Genomic DNA, 23,437 nt, shown 5'->3' on the forward strand with positions numbered 1-23,437 from the left:
CATGGCGACGGGAGCGATACGCATCGGCCTCAATGCCAAGCGGGCGCGCACGGCCTGGCTGTTCCTCGCGCCGAGCCTTCTCGTGCTCTTCGCCGTGGCGCTCTGGCCGCTCGGGCGGACCTTCCTCTTCTCCTTCACCGACGCCTTCCTCACCGAGCCCGACATCTACGCCTATATCGGCCTCGAGAACTATTTCACGCTGTTCGAGGATCCGCTGTGGTGGCAGTCGGTCCGCAACACGCTCTATTTCACGGTCGTCTCGGTCTCCATCGAGACGGCGCTGGGGCTTGCCATCGCGCTGCTGCTGAACGCCCACATGTCCGGCCGCGGTTTCATGCGCGCGGTCATTCTCATTCCCTGGTCCATTCCCGTCGTCGTCAGCGCGCGCATGTGGCAGTGGATGCTGCACGACCAGTTCGGCATCCTCAACCATGTGCTGAAGCTCATGGGCGTCATCGACCACGGCATCGCCTGGACGGCCAATCCCGATCTCGTCATGCCCGTCATCATCGCCGTCGACGTCTGGATCACCACGCCCTTCATGGTGCTGCTCATCCTCGCCGGCCTGCAGATGCTGCCGAAGAGCATCTACGAGGCCGCCTCGATCGACGGCGTGTCGGAATGGCGGCAGTTCACCGCGCTCACCCTGCCACTGCTTGCCCCCAGCATCGCCGTCGCCGTGCTCTTCCGGCTGCTCGATGCGCTGCGCATGTTCGACCTCAGCTTCGTGCTGTCCTCGAACAGCGACGACACGAAGACCGTGTCGATCTATGCCCGCGAGGTGCTGGTCAATTTCCAGGACATGGGCGTCGGCTCGGCGGCGAGCGCCGCGATCTTCCTGATGATCGCCGTGGTGACGGCGATCTACGTGACCGTCTTCCGGCTCAACCGCAAGCTCCTGGGGGTGTGACATGGTGCGCAGTGCAACGGGCAGGCGCCTTCACCGCATCGCGATCTACGGGCTCTTTGCCGTGGTCGCGCTCTACACGCTGTTTCCCTTCTACTGGATGATCGCCTCCTCGCTGAAATCCGGCCAGGCGATCTTCGACGTCACCTTCCTGCCGGACCTGAAGTTCAACAATTACGAGGCGATCCTGTCTGACGGCGTGTTCCTGCGCAGCCTCCTGAATTCCCTCGTCGTCGCGGCTTCCGTCGTGGCGCTCTCGCTGGGGCTGGCGATCGCGGCGGCCTATGCGCTGGGCCGCATCGATTTTCGCGGCCGCTCGCCGATCATGTTCCTCTTCCTCGCCGTCTCGATGTTCCCGCAGATCGCGCTGCTCTCCGGCCTCTTCGAGATGATCCGCTGGCTCGGCCTCTACAACACGCTCGGCTCGCTGATCTTCGCCTACATGATCTTCACGCTGCCCTTCAACATCTGGGTGCTGACCACCTTCATGCGCAGCCTGCCGCGGCAGATCGAGGAAGCGGCGATCATGGACGGCTGCTCGCCGCTGCGCATCGTGCGCTGCATCTTCCTGCCGATGATGGGGCCGGCGCTGATCTCGACGGGCCTGCTCGCCTTCATCGCCTCGTGGAACGAGTTCCTCTTCGCGCTCACCTTCATCCTGACGGACGAGAACCGCACGGTGCCGGTCGCGATCGCCCTCATCTCCGGCTCCAGCCGCTACGAGTTCCCCTATGGCGCGATCATGGCCGCGTCGACCATCGTCACCGTGCCGCTGATCGTGATGGCGCTGCTCTTCCAGAAATACATCGTCTCCGGCCTCACCGCTGGGGCGGTCAAGGGTTAGGCCCCTTTCGGGGCAGAAAGGTCTTTTCCATGCATATCGTCCGTGTCGGCCTCATCGGACTTGGCGAGGTGAGCCAGCTCATGCACCTGCCGATCCTTGCCGATCACCGCCACCTCTTCGAGGTCGCCGGCGTCTTCGACGTCTCGCCGAGCCTCACCGCCCATTGCGCCGGCCGCTATCCGGGCGCGCGCGCCTATGAGAGCGCGGAAGCGCTGCTCGCGGCGTCCGATATCGACGCCGTCTTCATCCTGACGCCCGACCAGACGCACCGCCACTATCTCGCCCTGGCGCTGAAGGCCGGCAAGGACGTCTTCCTCGAAAAGCCCGCCTGCCTGACGCTCGGCGAGATCGACGACGTCCTGCCGCTCGCCGAAAAATCCGGCCGCCTCGTCTTCGTCGCCTATATGCGGCGCTATTCGGCAAGCTTCCTGAAGGCCAAGGAGATGATGCCGGCACAGGAGGCGCTGCGCTATGTGCGCGTGCGCGACCTCATCTGCGAAGGCCCGTTCTTCATCCGCCAGACGCGCAACATCTTCTATCCCGATGATCTCGACGGCGGCTTCCTCGCGCAGTCCCGCGCCGAGACCGAGGCGCTGCTGCGCGACGTCGCCGGCAAGGACGCCTCCCCCAGCCTGATGCGCGCCTACCAGGTGCTGACCGGCCTCTCCTCGCACAGCCTCTCGGCCATGCGCGAGCTGATCGGCCTGCCGCAGCGGGTCATCGCCGCCCACCACAAGCAGAACGGCGAGCAGATCGTCGCGCTCTTCGACTACGGCCATTTCACCGCGATCTACGAGGCGCTGATCGACAATGTCGCGCGCTTCGATGCCCGCATCGAGGTCTATTCCGACCGCCGCCGCCTCAGCTTCGGCTACGACACGCCTTACATCCGCAACCTGCCGACCACGCTGGAGGTCACGGATTCAAACGACACCGAGACCGAGACCCGCACCTTCGGCCCGAACTACACCGATCCCTTCGCCATCGAGCTGCGCGCCTTCCACGACCACCTGGTGAACGGCACGACACCGAAGACGACGCTCGACGACTCCCGCCAGGACCTCGCCCTGATGGCCGAAATCGTCGGTCGCCTGCGCGAAAGTTCGTCGCTATAGCGGGAAGACAGCAACAGCATCGGGGTTCGACATGGCAAGACGTGGTACCGCACGGGAACGCATCCTCAGCGCCGCCGAGGAGATCGTCGTCAACGAGGGCGTCTCCTCGCTCACCTTCGACAAGGTGGCGGAGGTGACAGGGCTCTCCAAGGGCGGCATCCTCTACCACTTCGCCAGCAAGGATGCGCTGGTGCGCGCCATGGTCGAGCGCTTCGTCTATCGCTTCGAGACGGGTCTTTCCGGCATCGAGGGCGAGGACGAGGAGCCGCATGGCCGCTACACCCGCGCCTATGTGAAGGCGACGATGGGCGGGGCCGCCAGCACCGGCGACCAGTACGACCGGCTCGGCGCGAGCATCACGGCGGCGCTGTCGAACTTTCCCGACCTGCTCGAAATCGTCCACCAGCAGAACATCCGCTGCCAAGCCGCCGTCGAGACGGACGGCCTCGATCCCGTCGAAGCGACGATCATCCGCCTCGCCATCGAGGGCATGTGGATGGCCGAGGTGTTCAACGTCATGCATCTCGACCCCGCCATGAAGCAGGCCGTCATCGACCGGCTGATCGCGCGCACCCGTCCCGCGGGCGCCACCCCTTAGCTTGTCATCATCTGAAAAGGAGTTTTCCATGGGCTACAAGCCGTCCCCCCGTCCCGTCTTCGACCGGCCGAGCCACATTCCCTATGCCGGCGTGACGCGCCATCTGTGGGGCGAGGAGAATGCCGGCCTCGTCGACGACTGGATCTATGCTTCCACGGAAAACATCCACCAGATCGTCTTCGGCATGCAGCCGGGCGGCTGCTTCAAGCACACCGATGCCTTCCGCACCATCTTCGGCGCGGACGAGCTGCTTTACGTGATCAGCGGCACGCTCGGCCTTGCCAATCCGGAAACGGGCGAGGTCTGCATCGCCAAGCCCGGCGAGGCGCTGTTCTTCCGCAAGGACACCTGGCACCACGGCTTCAACCTCGGCGAGGAACAGGTGCGCGTGCTCGAATTCTTCGCCCCGCCGCCGGCCAAGGGCACGTCCGGCCCCTACGCCCGCACCAAGCCGCTGCTTTCGGAAAACCGCTACATCCAGGACGAATTTCTCGGCCGCTGGCCGATGGAGGCGGCGGCACAGGAGAAGGCCCGCACCATCCATCCCAAGCGGGATGCGGACATGCTCTGGAGCCTCGATGCCGAGACGCAGGGCGCCTATACCGGCTTCTACTGCGCAACGGACCAGCTGACAGTCGGCAAGACGACGGTGCTCGGCGGCAAGCGCACCCGCATCGAGCGCCACAAGGGCGACGAATGCCTCTATGTCGTCTCCGGCGTGCTCAACATCCACATCCCGGATGCCGAGGGCCAGGCCTGGTTCGAGCTCAATCCACGCGACGGCTTCTACATCCCCGCCGGCTTCGACCACCAGTATTTCAACATGTCGCACACGCCCTGCGAATTCGTCTTCGGCGTGGCGCCGGATTTTTGATTGTAAAGTGGGCTCTCGAAGACCGAGAGCCGTCAACTCGATGATAAACATCTCCCCAAGCACTCCGTCATCCTCGGGCTCGACCCGAGGATCCGCGCGGCACCCGCGGCTGTGGATGGTCGGGTCAAGCCCGACCATGGCGGAGGAGAGGTATGCGGGTTTTGTCACTGACAGGCTGCCGAAAACCGGGAGCCGGCATCCAATCAGCCTTCGAACACCATCAGCACGTCGCCGGCCTGGACGTAGTCGCCTTCCTTCACGCGCAGGCGGAGCCGGCCGGCCTTGGGGGCGAGGACCTGTGTCTCCATCTTCATCGCCTCCATGACGGCCACGAGGTCGCCTTCCACGACGGTGGCGCCGTCGGCGATCTTGAAGGCCTGCAGCGTGCCGGAAACCGGGGCCGTTATGCCGTCCTCGGCGGGCCCTCCGCCCTTGCCCGCGGCCGATGCACTGCCCTGCCCCGCCGCGCCGAGGCCGGCGAGCAGCAGGCTCGGCAGGGCGAGCGACACGCGCCTGCCGTCGATTTCGAGATGGGTGCGGACCAGCGTCGGATCGTCGATCGGCTCCGGCCGGGCCATGGCCTCGGGCATGGCGGCGAAATCGGTCTCGATCCAGCGGGTATGCACCTTGAAGCCGTCCGTGCCGATGAAATCCGCCGTGTCGATGGCGGCGCGGTGGAACGGCAGGACCGTCGCCACGCCCTCGATGCGGAACTCCTTCAGCGCGCGGCGGGCGCGGCGCAGGGCCTCCTCGCGCGTCGCGCCGGTCACGATCAGCTTGGCGACCAGCGAATCGAAGACGCCGGGCACGGTGGAGCCTGTAACGACGCCGCTGTCGAGGCGCACGCCCGGGCCGGAGGGCGGATCGAACACGGTGATGGCGCCGGGCGTCGGCAGGAAGCCGCGGCCGGGGTCTTCCGCGTTGATGCGGAACTCGATGGAATGGCCGCGCGGCTCCGGCGTTTCCAGCACGCGCAGCGGCAAGCCCTCGGCGATGCGGAACTGCTCGATGACGAGGTCGATGCCGGTCGTCTCCTCCGTGACGGGATGCTCGACCTGGAGGCGGGTGTTCACCTCCAGGAAGGAGATCGTGCCGTCGACGCCGAGCAGGAACTCCACCGTGCCGGCGCCCGAATAGCCGGCGGCCGCGCAGATGGCCCTGGCGGCGGCGTGGATCTTCTGGCGCTGCTCGTCCGAGAGGAAGGGCGCCGGGGCCTCCTCGATGAGCTTCTGGTTACGGCGCTGGGCCGAGCAGTCGCGGGTGCCGAGCACCAGCACGTTGCCGTGCTTGTCGGCGATGACCTGCGCCTCGATATGGCGCGGCCGGTCGAGGAAACGCTCCAGGAAGCATTCGCCGCGGCCGAAGGCTGCCGTCGCCTCGCGCACGGCGGATTCATAGAGGTCCGCGACCTCCTCCATCTTCCAGGCCACCTTGAGGCCGCGTCCGCCGCCGCCATGCGCCGCCTTGATGGCGACCGGCAGGCCGTGCCTTTCCGCAAAGGCGACGACCTCGGCCGCCGAGGACACCGGGCCGTCGCTGCCGGCGACCAGCGGCGCGCCGACGCCCTGCGCGATGCGCCGTGCCTCGACCTTGTCGCCGAGCGCTTCGATGACATCAGGATCGGGGCCGATCCAGATGAGGCCGGCGTCCTGCACGGCGCGCGCGAATTCGGCACGCTCGGAAAGGAAGCCGTAGCCCGGATGCACCGCATCCGCGCCGGCGCGCCTTGCGACCGCGATCAGCTTCTCGATGTCCAGATAGGTTTCCGCCGGGCGCACGCCGCCGAGGCCGTAGGCTTCGTCGGCAAGGCGCACGAACAGCGCGTCCGCATCCGGATCCGCATAGACGGCGACCGACTGGAGGCCGTGATCACGGCAGGCGCGCACGATGCGCACGGCGATCTCGCCACGATTGGCAATCAGCACTTTCTTCATGGCAGTCCTCCTAGCGGGTCGCGGCGATGTCGGCGAAGGGGCCGATCGGGCGGAAACGGATTTTTGCATTGATCGGGATCTGGCCGGCAAGGTCCAGATGGTATTCGGCGACGGCGCCGATGACGGGATAGCCGCCGGTCAGCGGGTGGTCGGCCAGGAAGAGCACCGGCTGGCCGCTGTGCGGCACCTGGATGGCGCCCGTCGCCGTGCCTTCGCTCGGCAGTTCCGCGCTGTCCTTGCGCTCCAGCGGCACCTCGCCGGCAAGGCGGATGCCGACGCGGCTCGATTGCGGCGTGACCTGCCAGAGCTGGCTTGTCAGCGTCTCGATGCCCTTCTGCGTGAACCAGTCCGTGCGGGGGCCGAGCACCACGTCGAGCGTCACCACGTCGCCGGCCGAGGGCAGGTCGAAGGCGCGGAGTTCATCCGGCGAGACGCTCGCAAGCCCCTCCTTGCGGCTCTTCAGCGCCAGCACCGCCCCGGCCGTGACCGGCTCGGGGCCGACGACGGCCAGCGTATCGGTCGCCGCGCTGCCGAGGACCGGCGCGACATCGAAGCCGCCGCGCACGGCAAGATAGGCGCGCATGCCCGCCTTCGGATGGCCGATCGTCACGACGTCGCCCGGCTCCAGCGCGATGGGCTGCAGGATCGAAAAGTCGCGGCTGCGGCCGTCCGCATCACGAACCGTCACGGGACAGGCGGCGCCGGCAAGGCCGATCACGGCGCGTGCCGTGCTTTCGAAGGAGAAGCCGCCAAGGGTGAGTTCGAGCGCCGGCGTGTTGGCCGGATTGCCGACGATGCGACCCGCGGCATTGAAGGCGGCGCGGTCCAGCGCGCCGGAGGCCGAGACGCCCTGCCCCGTCTGGCCGAAACGGCCGAGATCCTGGAAGACCGCCGGCATGGGCGCGGCCAGCACCTTGAACTGCGGCGCATCCGCCGCCACGGTGCGATCCGCCTTGGCGACGGGCTCCGGAATGCTGACTGTCCGGCCCGCGGCCTCCATGTCGAAGAAGCGCACGCGATAGCCGGGCTGGAACAGCGCGCCGGGCTCGCGGTCGATATCCCACATCCTGACCGGCGTCGTGCCGATGATCTGCCAGCCGCCGGGACTCGCCTGCGGGTAGACGCCGCTGAAGGCGCCCGCAAGGGCGACAGAGCCGGCCGGAATGCGGGTGCGCGGGCTCTTGCGCCGCGGCACAGCGAGGACCGGATCGCCGCCGACGAGATAGCCGAAGCCCGGCGCAAAACCGCAGAAGGCCACGGTGAATTCGCTTTCCGTGTGCCGGCGCACGACCTCCTCGACGCTGAGGCCGGTCAGGTCGGCGACATCGCGCAGGTCCTCGCCGTCATAGCGTACGGGAATTTCGACCAGATGCTCCGACGGGGCGATCTTCGCCGACAGGTCGCGGGTCCCGATCCGGGCCGCCAGATCCGCAGCCGCCATCCTTTCGGGACGGAAGCGGATCATCAGCGTGCGTGCGGCCGGCACCATCTCCTCGATACCGTCGATGGGATCGGCCTGCAACGCGGCGAAGAGGGCGAGCGTCTCGTCGAGATCGGCAAGCTCGACGAGGATGGTGGTCAGGCTGACGGGAAGAAAGCGCATCGGACCCTCACGCGTGATAGGCGGAATCGGGGATATCGGTGATGAACATGTGGCCCGGCGCATGGGTGATGGCGAAGGGCACGCCGGACGCCATCACGGCCGCCTGCGGGGTGACGCCGCAGGCCCAGAAGACCGGCACCTCGCCGGGCTCGATGCGCACCGCATCGCCGAAATCAGGCTTTGCGAGATCGGCAATACCGATTTCCTCGGGCGCCCCGACATGGACCGGCGCACCATGCACGGCCGGGAAGCGGCCGGAAATGGTGGCGGCGTCGGCGACGCGCGAGGCCGGGATCGGCCGCATGGAGACGACCATGTTGCCCTTGAGCCGGCCGGCGGGCCGGCAGGCCCTGTTGGTCAGGTACATCGGCACATTGGTCTTGTCCGTCATGTGGCGGATCTCGATGCCCGCCTCGACCATCGGCGTCTCGAAGGTGAAGGAGCAGCCGATCAGGAAGGCGACGAGATCGTCGCGCTCCGCCCAGGCGGCTGACGCGTCCGGCGTTTCCTCGGCGAGCCTGCCATCGCGCCAGATGCGGTAGAGCGGCAGGTCGGTGCGCAGGTCCGCGCCGGGCGCAAGCAGCGTCGTCGGCGAGCCGGGATCGGAGACGTCGAGCACCGGGCAGGGTTTCGGATTGCGCTGCGCATAGAGCAGGAAATCGAAGGCCCAGTCGCGCGGCAGCACGATCATGTTGGCCTGGGTGAAGCCCGGCGCGATGCCGGAGGTGGGCGCGACGAGCCCACCCCGATAATCGGCCCGCGCCTTGCGGGCGGCCGTGGCGTCGGCGTGGTCCAGGAAGGCGGTGGGGATCGTCATGGCGCGCCCTTACGACTTGTCGGCGAAGGAGCGGATGGCGATGCCTTCCACCTCGAACCGGCGGCGGATCCCCTCTGCGATGGCGACCGCGCCGGGACTGTCGCCGTGCACGCAGATCGACTGTGCCTCGATGCGGATCGTGCTGCCGTCGATGGCTTCGAGCGTGCCCTCGCGGGCAAGCTGCACCATGCGGTCGGCGATCTTCGCCGCGTCGTGCAGCACCGCGCCGGGCTCACGGCGCGAGACGAGCTCGCCCTTCGGCGTGTAGGCGCGGTCGGCGAAGGCCTCGGCGACGACGGCAAGGCCGGCCTTGCGGGCGAGGTCGAGGATCGGCGCATTGGCAAGGCCCATCAGGACCAGCGCAGGATCGACCGCCTTGATGCCGTCGATGACGGCCTGGCCCTGTCTGGCGTCATAGGCGATGCGGTTGTAGAGCGCGCCGTGCGGCTTGACGTAGCGCACCGTCGTTCCCGCCGAGGCGGCAACGCCCTTGATCGCGCCGATCTGGTAGATCACGTCGGCAATCAGCTCCTCCGACGTGGCGTCGAGATCGCGCCGGCCGAAGCCGACACGGTCCGGATAGGAGACATGGGCGCCGATGACGACGCCGTTCTTCGCGGCCGCCTGGACCGTGCGGTAGATGCCGGCCGGATCGCCCGCATGGAAACCGCAGGCGATGTTGGCGGAGGAGACGACGGCGAGCATCGCCGCATCGTCGCCCATGCGCCAGGCGCCGTAGCTTTCGCCGAGATCGCTGTTGAGATCGATCGCTGCCATTGTTCCCTCCCCTTTTCCTTAGAGACCGAGCAGGCCGAAGATCGTGCCGGCCGACTTGTAGCCCATATACCATGTCAGCGCGCAGACCAGGACGCCAAGGCCGAGCAGCCAGCGTGGATAGTGGTAGCCACCCATCAGGTCCTCGCGCTTCCAGGCAGCGAAGAGGAAGATGCTGAGGCCGATCGGCAGGATGAGACCGTTGAGACCGCCGACGAAGACCAGCATGGCGGCGGGCGGCGTGGTGATCAGAAGGTAGGAGACCAGCGAGATGGCGATGAAGACGACCGTCGCCATGTTGCGGGCGTGTTCGCTGATGTCCTGCTTGAAGACGGTGATGAAGGAGATCGAGGTATAGGCCGCGCCGATGACGCTGGTGATGGCCGCCGCCCAGAAGATGATGCCGAAGAGGCGCAGGCCGACATCGCCGGCAGCGGCCTGGAAGGCCTGGGCGGCCGGGTTCGCCGCCTGGCTCGCCGTGTCGATGACGACGCCGCTGGCAACGACGCCGAGGATGGCGAGGAAGAGCACGTACCGCATCAGGCCGGTCACGGCGATGCCGGTGAGGGCCGCGCGGGAGACCGCCGGCAGGTGCTCCTGGCCGACCATGCCGCGGTCGAGCAGGCGGTGCGCGCCGGAATAGGTGATGTAGCCGCCGACCGTGCCGCCGACGATGGTGGTGATCGTGGCAAAGTCGATCGTATCGGGCAGGACGGTCTGGAACAGCGCGTCACCCACCGGCGGGCCGGACACGAAGGCGACGTAGAGCGTCAGCACGATCATCAGGATGCCGGCGAAGACGATGAAGCGGTCGACCGCAAGGCCGGCGCGCTTCGACAGGAAGATGCCGATCGAGAATACCGCGCTGATCGCCCCGCCGATCTTCGGATCGAGGCCGAAGACCGCATTGAGGCCGAGGCCGGTGCCGCCGATATTGCCGATGTTGAAGAACAGGCCGCCGACGATGACGAGAACGGCCAGCAGGTAGCCCGAGCCGGGAATGGCGGCATTGGCGACGTCCGAAGCGCGCATGCGCGTCAGCGTGACGATGCGCCAGATGTTCAACTGGACGACGAAGTCGATGAGGATGGAGGCGAGGATGCCGAAGGCGAAGGCGGCGCCGAGCTTGGTGGTGAAGGTTGCCGTCTGCGTGATGAAGCCCGGGCCGATGGCGGAGGTCGCCATCAGGAAGATCGCGGCGACCAGCGCCGAACGACGGGATTTGACGGTGTGGATGCCCTGCGCGATCACGCCCGTGCCGGCAGGCACAGCTGCATTCTGTTCCATGAGATTTCTCCGCTCTCACACACCCGCCCCTCGCGAGTGATGCATCGTCAAATGATGAACCGTCACACAAAAATGTCAATATTGTTCAACAATATTTCTATATCGTTCCTTATTATTGCCGTTTTACCAATCACATAGCGCGAGATTCGCCACACTTTTCAGCCCATTGCTCACCCATTCGTGCTATGGCCAGCCTGGAAAGAGGGCACCCGAGGAAACGGAATCGGGCCGGGGAGACGACGATGACGGATGACGGAGAAGGCCTGCCGCTGGCAGATCGATTGGCACGGCGCATTCGCACGCTTCTGATCTCGGGAGAGCTTTCTCCCGGCCAGCGCCTGTCGGAAGCCGCCTTCAGCGATCGTTTCGACGTCTCGCGCAATTCGCTGCGCGAGGCCTTCCGCCTGCTCACCAAGGACGGGCTGCTGCGCCACGAGGCCAATCGCGGCGTCTTCGTCGCCGTGCCCTCCATGGCCTCGATCATCGACATCTACCGCGTGCGGCGCATGCTCGAATGCGGCGCGCTGCGCCAGGCCTGGCAGCAGCACCCGGCGATCCGCGCGATGCGCACGGCGGTGGAGATGGCGCGCGAGCGGCGTGCCGAAGGCGACTGGATCGGCGTCGGCAGCGCCAACATGATGTTCCACACCGCCGTCATCGACCTCTCCGACAGCGCGCGGCTCAACGAATTCTACGAGCGCATCTCGGCGGAACTGCGCCTCTGCTTCGGGCTGCTCAACGACCCGGAGCACCTGCACTCCCCCTTCGTCGACATGAACGACGCCATCACGACGCTCGTCGAGACGAACCGGCCGCATGAGGCCGCGGCCCAGATGGAGACCTATCTCAACCTCGCCGAGCGCACGATGCTGAAGGCGCTGGAGCGGGCATCCGAGCTGGCCTGAGCCTGCCGGCTAAGCGGCGCCGACGCGGCGGAGCGGCGCGGCAAGGCCTGTCGTTTCCGGCAGGAAAGGCTCCGGCCGGCTGAGAAAATAGCCTTGCGCATAGTCGACGCCGATCGTCTGCAACGCCGCAAGAATCTCGGCGTTTTCAACGAATTCGGCGATCGTCCTGCGGCCGGCGAGATGGGAGATCTGGTTGATCATCTCGACGGTCATCCAATCCGCCTTGTCCGTCAGCATGTCGCGCACGAAGCTGCCGTCGATCTTCACATAATCGACCGGCAGGCGCTTGAGATAGGTCAGCGACGACATGCCGACGCCGAAATCGTCGAGCGCGAAGCGGCACCCCATCGCGCGCATCGCGTTCATGAAGGCGATGGCCTCGTCGAGGTTCTCGATCGCGCTGGTTTCGGTGATCTCGAAGCAGAGCGCCCCGGCCGGCACGCGGCTGTGGCGCAGCGCCTCGCGCAGGAACGGCAGGAAGGTCTCGTCCTTCAGCGTCAGGCCGCTAAGATTGATGGAATAGGTGCCGGCAGCCGCGCCCTTGCGCCGGCTGATGATCTCGAGCGCGTGGCGCACCACCCAGCGATCGAGCGCCGGCATGAGGCCGAAGCGTTCGGCCGCCGGAATGAAGGCGCCGGGCGACAGCAGCGTGCCGTCCTCTTCGAGCCGCAGCAGGATTTCGCGATGCTCGCCCGTCTCGCCATCCTGCCGGACGGTGGCAATGGCCTGGGAGAACAGCCGGAAGCGATCCTCCTCCAGTGCGCGGTGCAGGCGCTGCACCCAGTTGAGATTGGCGGTGAACTGGGTCTGCGCCACGTCGGTCGTCTCGTAGACATGCACGCGGTTGCGGCCCTTCTCCTTGGCCATGTAGCAGGCGATGTCGGCCGCGCGCAGCGCTTCCTGGAGCGTGTAGCTGCGCCCGGCGAGGTGCACCACGCCGATGCTGGCGCTGATCGAATAGCGATGCCCGTTCCAGACGAAATCGATAGCCTCGGTGATCTCGCGAAGACGCATGGCGATCCGCAGCGCATCCTCCGGCGCGCAGTTCGGCAGGACGATGCCGAATTCGTCGCCGCCGAGCCTTGCGAGAAGATCCGTGCCGCGGATCGCGTTGGCGAGATCGCGCGAGACACGGCGCAACAGTTCGTCGCCGGCCGCATGGCCGCCATTGTCGTTGACGGCCTTGAACTGGTCGAGATCGATGAACATCAGCGCATGGCGGGTTTTCGGCCCCGCCAGCATGCGCTCCAATTCGTCTTCGAAGAGCCGACGGTTCGCAAGGCCCGTCAGGTCGTCGTGATTGGCGCTGAAGGACAGTTGCTCCTCGATCTTGCGCCGGTGGGTGAGGAAGCTGTCGAGCCGCCAGACCGTCAGCACGATGAAGAGCAGCGCCATCGCCACATTGGCCGCGAGAAGCACGTCCTGGACCTGCCGCGTCCCCGCGCCGAGGCGATCGGAGAAGCGCTTGGTGAGCGGCGTGACCAGCGCGTTGATCTCGTCGAGCTGGCGCGTGATGTCACGGCGGTCGATTTCGCTGATATGGCGGGACGCATCGATCGCCTCGCCAATCGGCAGCAATTGCAGCAGCACCCCTTCCGCCGTGCGCCAGTCGCGCAAGCAGGCCTCCATCACCGGAAGCCAGCGGAAGTAGCGGAACAGCCAGATCACGTTCGGAATGTCGTCCGGATGATTACCGCCCTCAAGGAAACCCTGATAGGCAGCCTGGATATCCGGCGGGTCGGCCTCGAGCGCAAGCCGCGCCGCACGGTCGCCCAGCGGGACCAGCATCGCCTGACGATAACGATCGACGAAGGAACGGTTGCCGGTGTCGGCATAGCGGTTGAGGTAGTAGAGCGCGTCGTGCTGCCCCTTGGACCACAGGCTTTCGCCCGTCACGAAGGCGCGCAGCGAGGTGCTGACCTGCAGGCTGAATGTGGCAAGCGCAGTCTGCAGGAGAACGATCAGGACGAAGGGCCAGGCGACGGAGATCAGGCGAAGCGTGCTTCGAGGGTATCGCGTCATGGCCGGCACCGTGCCGCCCGGTTCACACCGAAGCATGTCGTCTCCACCCCGATGCGGCATTCCCCGTCACTCGCGATCGCTGTGGTCCTGTTCAAAGGCCGCACCCGTCTCACCACGCCTGCCCCCTGCGCGCAGGCGGCCGGAAACCGGCAACCGCACCATCGCTTCGGTACGGACGAGTGGAGCACAAGAGTGTGAGAAAACCCCTAATGCAACCATGAGATTGCATTCCATCGGCACGTTTGCGCCCCGGTTCGGAACGCTAGAACGCCCAGGGATCGACGAGCTCGATGCCGGTACCGGTAAAATCGCGGATGTTGCGGGTCGCAAGCCGGCCGCCGTTGACGCGGACGATCGCGGCGATCATGCCGTCGGGCGCCGACATCGGGCGCCCCTCCCGCACCGCCTGGCCCATGATCTCGCCATAAACAAGCGCTGCCGCCTCCGTCAGGCCGAAAATCCGTCCGGCAAAACGGCGTCGCCATTCGGCCAGGCCCTGTGCCAGCCGGTCTGCCCGCTCGTCCGGCCTGATCTTCTGGATGCCGAAGGCGATCTCGGCAATCGTCACCGTCGGCAGCGCCAGTTCGGCATCGAAACGCACGAGCCAGGCGAGCACGTTTTCCGAAGGCGCCTTCTTCAGCGTCTCCGACACGACATTCGTATCGAGGAAGATCACAGGTCGAGGCCCGTATGGGGCGTGCGGTGTTCGCGGATCGTGGCCTCCAGATCGACCTCCGCGCCGAAATCGGCGGCAAGTCGCTGGTAGAAGCGAGCCGCCGGCTCGCTGCCGGCCTCCCGCACCTCATAGGCCTCCAGCGCCCGCTCGACGATATCGGCGATCGTACGGTTTTCCCGCCGCGCGAGGCGGTGGGCGAGATCGCGCGCGCGGGCGCTGCGGACGGAAAGCTGCGGTTCTGCCATGATGGCCTCCTTCAAGGGAAATATAGTCCCTCCCGGCCCTGCCATCAAGATGGCATCTGGTGGCAAGCCGTCACCCCTTCGCCAATATAGCCTCCGCCGCCTTCTCCGCGATCATGATGACAGGCGAATTGGTGTTGCCGGAGACGATGGTCGGCATGATCGAGGCGTCGACGACGCGCAGCCGGTTCAGGCCGTGCACGGCGAGCTTCGTGTCCACCACCGCCATCGGATCGCTGCCCATCCTGCAGGTGCCGACCGGGTGGAAGATGGTGGTGGCGATGTCGCCGGCCCGGCGGATCAGATCCTCCTCGCTCTCGTATTCCCGGCCGGGCAACATTTCCTGCGGGCGGAAGGGCGCGATGGCCCTCGTCTGCATGAGGCTGCGGGCATGGCGGATGGATTTCGCCGCAAGCAGCCGGTCGCCGGCCGTCGAGAGGTAGTTCGGGCGGATTTCCGGTGCCTCGGCAAGGTCGCGGGTCGTCACATGCACCGTGCCGCGGCTTTCGGGCCGGAGGTTGCAGACCGAAACGGTGACCGCCGGGTAGCGGTGCAAGGGCTCGCCGAGCCGGTCGGTGCTGAGCGGCTGGACGTGATATTCGAGGTCTGGCGTCGCGACGGCGGGATCGCTCCTGGCGAAGATGCCGAGCTGGCTCGGCGCCATGGAGAGCGGGCCGGAGCGGGAGAACGCATATTGCAGCCCCATGCCGGCCCGGCTGAAGAGGTTGTGGTAGAGCTGGTTCAGCGTGCGCGCGCCTTCGATCCGGAAGACCGTACGGATCTGCAGGTGGTCCTGCAGGTTCTCGCCGACGCCGTTCAGTTCATGGCGCACAGGAATGCCGAGGGCGGAGAGCAGGTCCGGCCGGCCGATGCCGGACAGTTCCAGGATTTTCGGCGAGTTGATCGCGCCGGCCGACAGCACCACCTCGCGCGTGGCGCGGGCAAGGCAGATGCGGCCCCGCAGGCGAAAGCGCACGCCGGTCACCGTCCTGCCGTCGAATTCCAGCCGCTCGGTCTCCGCTCCGGTCAGGACACGCAGGTTCGGCCTTTTCATGGCCGGCCGCAGGAAGGCCTTCGTGGTGTTCCAGCGCAGGCCGCCGCGCTGGTTGACCTCGAAATAGCCGGAGCCTTCGTTGTCGCCGTCGTTGAAATCGTCGGTCTTCGGAATGCCGAGTTCCTCGGCCGCATCGCGGAAGGCGTCGAGGATCGGCCAGGAGAGCCGCTGGCGCTCGACGCGCCATTCGCCGCCGGCCCCGTGCAGGGCGGATTTTCCGCGGTAGTTGTCCTCCGACTTCAGGAACCAGGGCAGCACGTCGTCCCAGCCCCAGCCGGCATTGCCCGCCTGCCGCCAGCCGTCATAGTCGGCGGCCTGGCCGCGCATGTAGATCATGCCGTTGATCGACGAGCAGCCGCCGAGCACCTTTCCGCGCGGATAGTTGAGCGCACGGCCGTTGAGGCCGGCCTCCGCGGCCGTCTTCATCATCCAGTCCGTGCGCGGATTGCCCATGCAGTAGAGATAGCCGATCGGCACATGGACCCAGTGGTAGCGATCCGAGCCGCCGGCCTCGATGAGCAGCACCCGGTTCTTCGGATCGGCCGAAAGCCGGTTCGCCAGAACGCAGCCGGCCGAGCCGGCGCCGACGACGATGAAGTCGTAGCTGCCCTCGTCCACCGCCATTTCCTGTCCATCGACGGTCACGCTGCAACTCCTGCTGCCATGTCCCGAGACGCCGAGAGCCGCCGCCACAGCGGCGTCATCGCCTCGCCGATATCCCTGTAGAGCGCGTAGCGCCGGTCGTAGTGGGCTGACAGCGCGCCGTTCGGCCTGTAGTGCCGGTCGGCCCGCACCATGGCATTGGCGCCGTCGGTGAAATCGGAAAAGAGGCCGACCCCGGTGCCTGCCGCAATCGCCGCGCCGAGCGCGCCCGTCTCGCGCGAGACGGCGACGGAGACCGGCACGCCGAGCACGTCGGCGAAGATCTGCGGCCAGAGCCTGCTGCGCGAGCCCCCGCCCGAAAGGACCGCCTCCTCGAAGCTCGCGCCGGCCTTGCGGATCGCCTCGACATGCTGGCGGTGGCCGAAGGCGACGCCTTCGAGCAGGGCGCGGACCAGATGGCCCCTGGTGTGCCAGCCGGCAATGCCGTAGAAGCCCGCCCGCGCATGGCCGTCCTGCTGGGCGCCGTAGAGATAGGGGTGGTAGAGCGGATCGTCCGCCGCCGGCTCCACCGCCGCGGCATGCGCGCAGCACGCGTCGAAGGGCGAGATTTCCGCCGCGTGGTCGCCCTCGAAGAACTCCCGCACCAGCCATTCGAGATTGGCCGCCGAGGTGGCGCTGTTCTCCATCGCCATGTAGCGGGTCCGGTCGAAGGTCGAGGACATGAAGACGGGACCGTCGAGATCCGGGCCTTCGATGACGACCTGGTTGATGCTCCAGGTGCCGGCGATGATCGAGGCGCTGCCGGTGCGCGAGACGCCCGAGCCGAGCGCCGATGCGACGACGTCGAAGAGCCCGCCGATGACGGGCGTGCCGGCGGCAAGGCCGGTCTCTGCCGCCACCGCCGCCGTCACCCGCCCGGCAATGTCGGCGCTTTCGATGAGCGGCGGCAGGAGATCCATGCAGTCGCCAAGGCCATAGGCCTCCATCAACGCCTTGTCGTAGCGGCGGGCGGCAAGGTCGATGAGGCCGGCGCCGGACATGTCCGAGACCTCGCTGACACGCTGGCCGGTCAGGCGGTTGACGACGAAATCCTTGGAGAAGAACACCGTGCCGATGCGCTGGAAGAGCTCGGGCCGGTAACGCTTCAGCCAGGCGAGCAGGGTCGGCGTCTGCGACGGCCAGGGACGCTGGCGGGCGATCGGATAGGTCCGTTCGCCGACGCCCTCGGCCAGCCAGGTCTCGACGAGACCGGTCGCCCGCGTGTCGAGCGACTGGATGCCGATGAGCGGCTCACCCGCCCGGTCGAGCGCATAGAGCCCGTTGCCGTGGCCGGCGCAGCCGATGGCGGCGATGTCGCCGGCCGCAATGCCCGCCTTGTCAAGGCAGGTGCGGATGACGCGCCGCGCATTGGCCCAGAGCTCGCCGAGATCGCGCTCGACATGGCCGGGGCTCGGCATGCTGCTGTGGCCCTCCTCGCCCGCATGCGCCAGCTCCCGGCCCGTCCGGTCGAAGATCACCGCCTTGATCACGGTGTTTCCGGCATCGAGCCCCAACAGATAATCCTGCATGCTGAACCCCTCCCAAGGTTCGTTTCATCCTATCCCTGCCGGTAAAGCGCGAAAGCCTCTTCGCCACTCGCATCCGCATGGATGATCGCCATCAGCCCGCGCACCACGGCGCTCGGATTGGCGTGCTGGTAGATGTTGCGTCCATAGACCATGCCCACCGCGCCCTGCCGCATCAAGGCCGCGGACTTGTCGAAGACCGCGCGAAGGTCCTCCTTGCCGCCGCCGCGCACGAGGACGGGGCAGCGCGCCGCCTCGATGACGCGGTGGAAATCCTCCGCATTGGTGGTCGGGTCCGCCTTGACGATATCGGCGCCCATCTCGCGGGCAAGCCGCGTCAGGGTGACGATCTTCTCCGCATCGCCATCGACCATATAGCCGCCGCGCTCCGTGACGGGCTGCATGACGAGCGGCTCGATCATCAGCGGCATGCCGTATTTCTCGCAATCCGCCCGGACGCGCGCGATGTTCTGCACGCACTGGCGGAAGAGGTCGGGCTCGTCCGGCAGCATGAAGAGATTGACCACCACGCAGGCCGCATCCATCTCCAGCGCGCCGATGAGCGGCTCCGCCTCGTTCTGCAGCACGGCCCACATGTCGCGATGGCGGATGCGGTTATAGGGATTGCCCATGTCGATGCGCATGACGAGGGCGGGCTTGTCCTTGCCGGGAAGCCCCTGCAACAGGTCGGCCTGGCCGTAGTTCATCTGGATCGCGTCGGGCCTCGCATCGACCAGCGCCTTCACCACGGCCGGCATGTCCTCCAGCCCGTCGAGGAAGGACGGCTCGTTGCACACGCCGTGATCGATCGCCACGTCCAGGCAACGGCCGTTGCCGAACAGCCGGTTCATCCGGACCTTGCGGTTGTCTCGCATACATCACTCCTTTGTTCGTTCCTTGCGGAAAGGGTTTCCTCCGTAACGCCGTGGCGCTCGTGCAGGAGGGTCAGAAAACGGGTGCGCTCCTCGGCCCTGCGCGCCGCAGGCCAGCCTTTTTCGGCGGCCAGCACATCGAGCGCGGCCTCCGTCATGGCGAGCGAGAGCTCGCCGGTAATGGCAAGCGCGGTGCGGCGCAGGAGCAAATCGTCCAGATGCTCGACCGCTTCGGAGCGGATGAGGCAGAGAAGTTCGCGGGCGCTGTAGGCCGGATGGGGCATGGGGTGATCCGGCCCGGCGGCGATGAAAAGGGCGATGTCACGCGCATCCGTGCCGTAGCGGGCAAACAACGTCACGGCCCGTTCCGGGGAAAGGCCCGTCGAGGCCGAGAGCGCCCGCACCCAGCCGTCGCCGTCCTTCGGATAGTCCCGCCCGCCGCCGAGCGGGCGATCCGCCGTGTCGATGCGGCGCGGCAGGCCGAGCCGGTCGAGCGCCATGTCGGCGGAGAGTTCGCCGAAGGAGCGGAACGTCGTCCATTTGCCGCCGATCATGCAGAGCACCGGCGGCCCGCCGTCGCGCCCTTCGAGAACGGTGCAGAAGTGGTCGCGCGGAATGCGGCCGGTAAAACTGTCCTTGCTCGTCGGCAGCGGGCGCACGCCGGAAAACTGGAAGACGATCTCCTCCGGGCGGATGCGGATGCCCGGCAGCACGAAAGCGAGCGATTGCAGGATGTAGTCCCGCTCGTCCGCCTCGCAGCGCACCGTGCCGGGATCGTCGACGCGGATATCCGTCGAACCGACCAGCACCTTGCCGAGATAGGGGAAGAGGATGCAGATGCGTCCGTCCTCGTTCTCGTAATAGATCATGTGGCCGTCGAGCATGTCGCGCAGCGCCGGATTGTCGATGATGAGATGCGAGCCCTTCGTGCCGCCCATCAGCGGTTCGGGCCGGCCATCCGCGGCAAAGAGGCCGGCATTGGCGATGTCGACCCAGCCGCCGGTCGCGTTGATGATGAGCCGCGGCTGGAGGTCCAGCGCCTCGCCGGTGAGGCCGTCGTGCAGCCGGTAGCGCCCGCCGCCGGCCGCCTCGATCGTCGCATAGTTGAGCGCCCGGGCCTGCTCCCCGCCGGAAAGGCCGTCGCGCAGCACCTCGATGCCGAGGCGCTCGGGATGGCTGACCCAGGCGTCGTAATAGGTCGCCGAATTGCGGATCGCCGGGTTGAGCGCCGGCCATTTTTCGAGTGTCGCCCTGCGGCTGCGGAACTGGTGCTTCGGCATCAGCGCCCGCTTGCGCGTGAGGAAATCATAGATGCCGAGCCCCGTCTTGATGGCGATCGCGCCGCGGCGGCTGGGGCGGCGGGTGAGGCCGAGGAAGCGGACGATGCCGTTGGCAAGGCCGGAGAAGATGTCGAAGATCGGCACCGCGGTCGGCAGCGGCGCAACATAGTGCGGCGCATTGCGCAAGAGGCGGTCGCGCTCGACGAGGGATTCCCTGACGAGGCTGAACTCGCCGTTTTCGAGATAGCGCAAGCCCCCATGCACCATGCGCGAGAGGGCGGCGCTCGCACCGGAACAGTAGTCGGCCTTCTCGACGACGAGCACGTCGACGCCCTGCAGCGCCAGCTCGCGGAAGACGCTGAGCCCGTTGATGCCGCCGCCGAGGACGCACACGTCCACCTTCGGGCTCCGGCGGAGCCCGTCCAATGTCTGTTTCCGGTTCATGATGGCAGTCCGTTATCCGTCCATGGAGACGAGGTGCGCCGTAATGGCGGCGTCGATGGCCGCCAGATCGTCCGCCGTAAGCCGCAGCGTGCCGGCCCGCGCATTGTCGAGCGCCTGTGCCGGGTTCCTGGCGCCGCAGAGCGCGAAGGTCACGCCCGTCTGCGCCAGCGTCCAGGCGATCACGACCTGGGCGATGCTCGCGCCATGGCGCTCGGCGACGGGGCGGATCGCATCGGAAAAGGCCTTCGCCTTCTGCCGGTTGGCGACGGAGAAGCGTGGATTGTCCTTGCGCTGGTCGTCGCCGGAGAAGACGCGGTCCGGGCCGATCGTGCCGGAGAGCAGGCCGAGTGCCAGCGAAGAATAGCTGAGCGTCGCCACGCCGTTTCGAACGGTGAGCGGCAGCAGGTCCGCCTCGATCTTGCGATCGATCATGCTGAACCGCTCCTGGATCGCGTCGAGCGACCCGGTCTCTATATACTGTTCGAGCTCCGACCGATTGACATTGCTCGCGCCGATGGCGCGGATCTTGCCGGCCGTCTTCAGCTCTTCCAGCGCTGCGACCGTCTCCCCGATCGGCGTCGTCGCGTCCTGCCAGTGGGTGATGTAGAGGTCGATATAGTCCGTGCCGAGCCGGCGCAGGCTCTCCTCCACCTCGTGGATGATCGCGTCCCGGCCGAGATAGCGATGGACCGGCCTGCCGTCCTGGTCGAAGAAATGGCTGCCCTTCTGCGTGTGCCAGACGAGGCCGCATTTCGTGGCGATGACGGCCTTGTCGCGGCGCCCGGCGATGGCCTTGCCGACGATCTCCTCCGCGCGGCCGAGGCCATAGGCGGGCGCCGTGTCGATGAGCTTCACGCCGGCGTCGAGCGAGGCCTCTATGGCGGCGATGGATTGCGCCTCGTCCGTGCCGCCCCACATCCAGCCGCCGATCGCCCAGGTGCCGAGGCCGACGGCCGAGGCCTTGACGCCGGAGCGCCCGATGTCGCGGATCAATTGTTCGCCGCTCATGCGGAAATTCCTTCTTCGGATGCCAGTTCAAGAATGCGCGCGCCGGTCGCCTCGTCGGTGACGAGCGTGTCGAGATGATCGCCGCGCAGGACGCTGAGGATGGAGCCTGCCTTGTTGAAGCCGCTCGCGACGCCGATCTTCGTCGGGATCGAGGCGAATTCCGAAAGCGTCAGCGAGACCAGCGCGCGGTTGAGGCTGTAGTCGCAGAGCCGGCCTTCGCCATCCAGGAGATGGGCGAGAAGCTCCGAGCTCGCGCCGGAATGCTCGATGGCCTTGCGGTCCTCGCTCGACGAGGGATGCAGGTCGTAATAGGTCGAGTCCGGGCTGAGGATCGAGCCGATGCCGACGACGGCCACCTTCGCCTCGCGCGCCCGCTGGAAGACGTCGGCGACGGAGCGCATGTTCATCAGCATTTCCCGCTGCTCGGCATCGTCGGCGAAAAGCGGCGCGTGGATCTGGTAGGAGCGCCCGCCGAGCCGTTCGGCCATCAGCGTCGAGACATGGTTGACGTCCGTATAGTGTTTTCCCTGCACGCAGCCCGTCGCGGGGATGACCTCGACATCAAAGCGGCGCGGCGCCTGCAGGCCAGCGACGACGGCGCTGACGCCCTTGCCGCCGGTGATGCAGATCGTGTCGCCGTCGGCGATCTCCTTAAGCAGCAGGCGGGCTGCCGCTTCGCCGACGGCCTGGAGCGCCGTCTGCGGATTGTCGGAGACGGTCGGCACCACGACGGCGCGGCGGATGCCGCCGAGCGCCAGGAGCCGCTCCTCCATGTCGACCAGCGGCTCGACCGGCGACTTGATCTTGATCTCGACGAGGCCGAGCTGGCGGCCGCGCTTGATGAGGCGGTTGACGGTGGCGTGCGACAGGCCGAGCTGGTCGGCGATCTGCGCCTGCGTCAGGCCTTCCAGGAAGTGCAGCACGAGCGCCTGGTGCATCTGTCGGGCAATCACGATCTCTTCGCGCGGCGCCGTGGTCTTGGGTTTCAGCTTGGCGATCGGCATGTCAGGCGACCTTCCGCTTGTGCAGGAAATGGTCGATCGAGACGGCGGCGAGCAGGATGCAGCCCTTGATCATGTCCTGCCAGTAGACCGAGACATTGAGCAGGATCAGCGAGGAGGTGACGACCGAGAGCAGCGCGATGCCGAGGATGGCGCCGAGGATGGTGCCCGAGCCGCCATTGAGCGAGGCCCCGCCGATCACCGCTGCCGCGATGATGTTGAGCTCCATGCCGACGCCGAAGGTGGGGGTCGCGGCGCCGAAACGGGACATGTAGATGACGCCTGCGACACCGGCGAGCGTCGAGCACAGCACCGTCACCCAGAACTTCACCTGGTTGGTCTTGATGCCGGAATAGAGCGCGGCCTTTTCGTTGCTGCCGGTATAGAAGACCTTGCGGAAGGCGGTCGCCCGGCGCAGCAGGAAATCGAACAGGATGACGACGGCGACGAAGATCAGGATGACATAGGGCACGCCGTAGAAGGTGCCCTGCCCCACGGCCTTGAAGCCGGCCGGCAGCGTGAAGAGCGAGAGCGGCGTGCCCTTGGTGATGATGAGGCAGAGGCCGCGCACGATCACCATGGCTGCCAGAGACGTGATGAAGTGGTTGAGGCCGATGACCGTCACGAAGAAGCCCATGGCGGCGCCGATGGCGCCCGAGGCGAGGATGCCGATCAGCGAGGCCGTCCACGGATCGAGCCCGGCGAGGAACAGCGAGCCGGACAGCACCATCGCGAAGCAGACGACGGAGCCGACCGCAAGGTCGATGCCGCCGACGATCAAGAGGATCGTCATGCCGACGACGACGATGCCTTCCACCGAAAAGCTCATCAGCATGGCGCGGAAGTTGCCGAGCGTCAGGAAGTGCGGCGAGGCGAAGCTCATGATCACGCAGAGCGCGAGGATGATCGCGATCAGCCCGGCCTCGCGCATGGTGCCGATGCGCCTGAAGGACGATGTCTTCGGCGTGCCTGCCGCCATCGTGTCGATTGCCATTCCCGTCTCTCCCAGTTT

At 66.9% G+C, this 23,437-nt stretch carries 21 protein-coding genes; 6 read left to right on the forward strand and 15 right to left on the reverse strand.

Annotated elements, in window-relative coordinates; translation table 11 throughout:
- Position 1 precedes the first annotated feature (1 nt).
- The 5 genes from EV665_RS10470 to EV665_RS10490 are packed head-to-tail and all read left to right on the forward strand — an operon-like array spanning position 2 to position 4,338.
- Positions 2–910, forward strand: coding sequence for a carbohydrate ABC transporter permease (locus tag EV665_RS10470; protein ID WP_133034054.1), 909 nt, complete (start codon positions 2–4; stop codon positions 908–910).
- A 1-nt stretch (position 911) separates the two neighbouring features.
- The gene (locus tag EV665_RS10475) at positions 912–1,751 is read left to right on the forward strand and encodes a carbohydrate ABC transporter permease (RefSeq protein WP_133034055.1); all 840 of its coding nucleotides are present in this window, start codon (positions 912–914) and stop codon (positions 1,749–1,751) included.
- A gap of 29 nt (positions 1,752–1,780) precedes the next feature.
- The gene (locus tag EV665_RS10480) at positions 1,781–2,866 is read left to right on the forward strand and encodes a Gfo/Idh/MocA family protein (protein WP_133034056.1); all 1,086 of its coding nucleotides are present in this window, start codon (positions 1,781–1,783) and stop codon (positions 2,864–2,866) included.
- A 31-nt stretch (positions 2,867–2,897) separates the two neighbouring features.
- A complete protein-coding gene (locus EV665_RS10485; RefSeq protein WP_133034057.1) occupies positions 2,898–3,464 on the forward strand; it encodes a TetR/AcrR family transcriptional regulator in 567 nt (188 codons plus the stop codon).
- 28 nt (positions 3,465–3,492) lie between these two features.
- Entirely contained in the window at positions 3,493–4,338 is an 846-nt protein-coding gene (locus EV665_RS10490; protein ID WP_064332988.1) for a cupin domain-containing protein, read from the forward strand.
- 203 nt (positions 4,339–4,541) lie between these two features.
- On the opposite strand, the gene EV665_RS10495 is transcribed toward EV665_RS10490, so the two are convergent.
- From EV665_RS10495 to EV665_RS10515, 5 genes are read right to left on the reverse strand one after another with little or no spacing between them, the layout of a single operon-like run.
- Positions 4,542–6,272, reverse strand: a complete 1,731-nt coding sequence (locus EV665_RS10495) for an acetyl/propionyl/methylcrotonyl-CoA carboxylase subunit alpha (RefSeq protein ID WP_133034058.1) — start codon at positions 6,270–6,272, stop codon at positions 4,542–4,544.
- A 10-nt stretch (positions 6,273–6,282) separates the two neighbouring features.
- The gene (locus EV665_RS10500; protein WP_133034059.1) at positions 6,283–7,875 is read right to left on the reverse strand and encodes a 5-oxoprolinase subunit B/C family protein; all 1,593 of its coding nucleotides are present in this window, start codon (positions 7,873–7,875) and stop codon (positions 6,283–6,285) included.
- Between the two features lie 7 nt (positions 7,876–7,882).
- Positions 7,883–8,692: a putative hydro-lyase gene (locus EV665_RS10505; RefSeq protein WP_133034060.1), complete on the reverse strand. Its 810-nt coding sequence runs from the start codon at positions 8,690–8,692 to the stop codon at positions 7,883–7,885.
- A 9-nt stretch (positions 8,693–8,701) separates the two neighbouring features.
- Positions 8,702–9,469 (reverse strand): LamB/YcsF family protein, encoded by a 768-nt coding sequence (locus EV665_RS10510; RefSeq protein WP_133034061.1) that lies wholly within the window; start codon positions 9,467–9,469, stop codon positions 8,702–8,704.
- Between the two features lie 18 nt (positions 9,470–9,487).
- On the reverse strand, positions 9,488–10,753 hold the full coding sequence (locus tag EV665_RS10515) for an NRAMP family divalent metal transporter (RefSeq protein ID WP_064332983.1): 1,266 nt from the start codon (positions 10,751–10,753) through the stop codon (positions 9,488–9,490).
- 242 nt (positions 10,754–10,995) lie between these two features.
- Between EV665_RS10515 and EV665_RS10520 the strand changes: the two genes are divergently transcribed.
- Entirely contained in the window at positions 10,996–11,658 is a 663-nt protein-coding gene (locus EV665_RS10520; RefSeq protein WP_064332982.1) for a GntR family transcriptional regulator, read from the forward strand.
- A gap of 9 nt (positions 11,659–11,667) precedes the next feature.
- Here EV665_RS10520 and EV665_RS10525 read toward each other — a convergent pair whose 3' ends face one another.
- The 10 genes from EV665_RS10525 to EV665_RS10570 form a co-directional block, all read right to left on the reverse strand.
- Complete coding sequence (locus EV665_RS10525; protein WP_245507684.1) at positions 11,668–13,716, reverse strand: putative bifunctional diguanylate cyclase/phosphodiesterase; 2,049 nt, start codon at positions 13,714–13,716, stop codon at positions 11,668–11,670.
- A 226-nt stretch (positions 13,717–13,942) separates the two neighbouring features.
- Entirely contained in the window at positions 13,943–14,356 is a 414-nt protein-coding gene (locus EV665_RS10530; protein ID WP_133034062.1) for a type II toxin-antitoxin system VapC family toxin, read from the reverse strand.
- Positions 14,353–14,601 carry a type II toxin-antitoxin system VapB family antitoxin gene (locus EV665_RS10535; RefSeq protein WP_064333276.1) on the reverse strand — a complete coding sequence of 83 codons (249 nt, stop codon included), beginning with the start codon at positions 14,599–14,601 and terminating at the stop codon, positions 14,353–14,355. Before EV665_RS10535 ends, EV665_RS10530 begins: the two co-directional genes overlap by 4 nt.
- 70 nt (positions 14,602–14,671) lie before the next feature.
- Positions 14,672–16,276, reverse strand: coding sequence for a GMC family oxidoreductase (locus EV665_RS10540; protein ID WP_133034224.1), 1,605 nt, complete (start codon positions 16,274–16,276; stop codon positions 14,672–14,674).
- A 17-nt stretch (positions 16,277–16,293) separates the two neighbouring features.
- Entirely contained in the window at positions 16,294–17,823 is a 1,530-nt protein-coding gene (locus tag EV665_RS10545; protein ID WP_133034063.1) for an FGGY-family carbohydrate kinase, read from the reverse strand.
- Between the two features lie 29 nt (positions 17,824–17,852).
- On the reverse strand, positions 17,853–18,695 hold the full coding sequence (locus EV665_RS10550) for a class I fructose-bisphosphate aldolase (RefSeq protein ID WP_133034064.1): 843 nt from the start codon (positions 18,693–18,695) through the stop codon (positions 17,853–17,855).
- A complete protein-coding gene (locus EV665_RS10555) occupies positions 18,668–20,416 on the reverse strand; it encodes a glycerol-3-phosphate dehydrogenase/oxidase (protein ID WP_162853026.1) in 1,749 nt (582 codons plus the stop codon). The genes EV665_RS10550 and EV665_RS10555 overlap by 28 nt, the downstream gene beginning before the upstream one ends.
- Before the next feature lie 12 nt (positions 20,417–20,428).
- Complete coding sequence (locus EV665_RS10560; RefSeq protein WP_133034066.1) at positions 20,429–21,424, reverse strand: aldo/keto reductase; 996 nt, start codon at positions 21,422–21,424, stop codon at positions 20,429–20,431.
- Positions 21,421–22,428 carry a sugar-binding transcriptional regulator gene (locus EV665_RS10565; RefSeq protein ID WP_064332975.1) on the reverse strand — a complete coding sequence of 336 codons (1,008 nt, stop codon included), beginning with the start codon at positions 22,426–22,428 and terminating at the stop codon, positions 21,421–21,423. Before EV665_RS10565 ends, EV665_RS10560 begins: the two co-directional genes overlap by 4 nt.
- A 1-nt stretch (position 22,429) precedes the next feature.
- Positions 22,430–23,419 carry an ABC transporter permease gene (locus EV665_RS10570; protein ID WP_162853027.1) on the reverse strand — a complete coding sequence of 330 codons (990 nt, stop codon included), beginning with the start codon at positions 23,417–23,419 and terminating at the stop codon, positions 22,430–22,432.
- Positions 23,420–23,437: the final 18 nt, after the last annotated feature.

Origin of the sequence: Shinella granuli, from assembly GCF_004341885.1 — a bacterium.
GTDB classification, from domain to species: Bacteria; Pseudomonadota; Alphaproteobacteria; order Rhizobiales; family Rhizobiaceae; genus Shinella; species Shinella granuli.